Genomic DNA, 1,554 nt, shown 5'->3' with positions numbered 1-1,554 from the left:
CATTACCGTATCCCCTATCTCTTCTTTACTTAATGGTGCAAAAGAATAGGGAGAGTAATCATCTTCAGATATATTAATAAAATTAAAAGCAAGAAAAACCCGGGAGGAAATATTATCTGCTCTATAGCTTTACGAAAAAATAAAAAATCCCACACTTTCGCTCCCTTCTGTCATTCCCACGAAACTTGTACCCCCATTTTCATGAGGGCAGGCCCTGTGAAAACGGATAATGGGAATCTATCTTTTTCCATCATCGCGAGTAACTACAGGAAGCGCCAAGCGCGGCAATCTCTACTTCCAACGTAGGACAGGCGTCTCGCCTGTCTATTTCTTATATCCTCCCCCTGCAAGGGGAGGACTAAGGTGGGGGTTTTACTAAATACTAACGACCAACAACGAATTTATCTTGTGTTTTAAATCTATCTTTTTCTTTACGCTATACGATATACTATCTACTATCGACTAGATATATACTAATTTTTTTTAATCTGATAGTCCTGTTCATCTTCAAAGATACAAAGAACCGCCCCTTTGTGTTGTTCTTTATGAATAAGCGTGTATTTCTATGCCGGTACTTAAGATTTCTTCTACCAGACCAACTGGCTCTTTGTACTCATCCATAGTAAATGGTTGAGGCTCAATATCTATATCATAATCCATAGCGCGTAATAGCAATAAGTGAATACCATCAACTCTGCTCATATTTTTAAAATAATCTGAAAAAACTGCTATGTCAACATCACTATATTTATGGATGTTTCCTTTAGCATAAGAGCCAAATAAAAAGACTTTCTTAATAGGAATCTCCTTTGACAACTTTATAATATAATCTTGAATTATGCTTTGTACTGACTCAGGGATTCTATCCATGAAAACACCTCCTGGGTAGCATGTAGCACTCTTTCAGCTCTCTTTGAATCAATAGTTCTAGAAATTATCTCTTTGAATGAAGGATATCTGCCAGATATATAGTATGCCAATAGCTCTGCGAAAAAACTTTTATATTTCTCTAAATTTTTTTCAAATTCTTCAACATTTAAGGATTCCTCAGCAAGATTAACTTCTCTCTTTAGGCTTTTAAAAATATTCCAGATATTATGTATCATTGGTACTTCTTTACCTGTATATAGAGTATATATTCCCTTAGTAAGTTTCTCTATTGCTTGTTGGCTCATAAAAGCAACATACATATATCTTCCGCCATTCATCATTACTTTAGCTGACTCTAAGTCATATTCTGCTGCTTCTAACCAGTATTCATACTTCTCTCTATTATTCAATATTATCACCCTATTTCTTGCTATACAACATATTAAGCATCCAACAATCACTTCATAAATCATTACTACTATATCACAATTGAAGCTTTTATCCTACACCTATAATGAGGAGCACAAAAAGCCCTGCTAAGGTGATATTTTATTTCTTTACCCGCACTTTACCTCTCGCAACTTGCAACTATTTTCGACGAAGGAGAAAATTATATAGATATACACAATTTAGCTGAACTCATCGCTAATCAGGGATCCCTTATTGCCCTATCCATGCTCTTAA

The 1,554-nt window shown here is 35.1% G+C and carries 2 protein-coding genes; both read right to left on the bottom strand.

Features of this window, described 5'->3' with window-relative positions:
• Positions 1 to 543: 543 nt before the first annotated feature.
• Positions 544 to 870, bottom strand: coding sequence for a nucleotidyltransferase family protein (locus COZ07_RS09480; protein WP_406608321.1), 327 nt, complete (start codon positions 868 to 870; stop codon positions 544 to 546).
• The gene (locus COZ07_RS09475; RefSeq protein WP_406608320.1) at positions 837 to 1,280 is read right to left on the bottom strand and encodes a HEPN domain-containing protein; all 444 of its coding nucleotides are present in this window, start codon (positions 1,278 to 1,280) and stop codon (positions 837 to 839) included. Before COZ07_RS09475 ends, COZ07_RS09480 begins: the two co-directional genes overlap by 34 nt.
• Between the last annotated feature and the right edge of the window lie 274 nt (positions 1,281 to 1,554).

Origin of the sequence: Candidatus Infernicultor aquiphilus (genome assembly GCF_002784285.1) — a bacterium.
GTDB classification, from domain to species: Bacteria; Atribacterota; Phoenicimicrobiia; order Phoenicimicrobiales; family Phoenicimicrobiaceae; genus Infernicultor; species Infernicultor aquiphilus.
This window is presented reverse-complemented; position numbering and strand designations above follow the sequence as displayed.

Coding starts and splice junctions, on each gene's coding strand:
- COZ07_RS09480 (WP_406608321.1), bottom strand. CDS start 870: ATGGATAGAATCCCTGAGTCAGTACAAAGCATAATTCAAGATTATATT.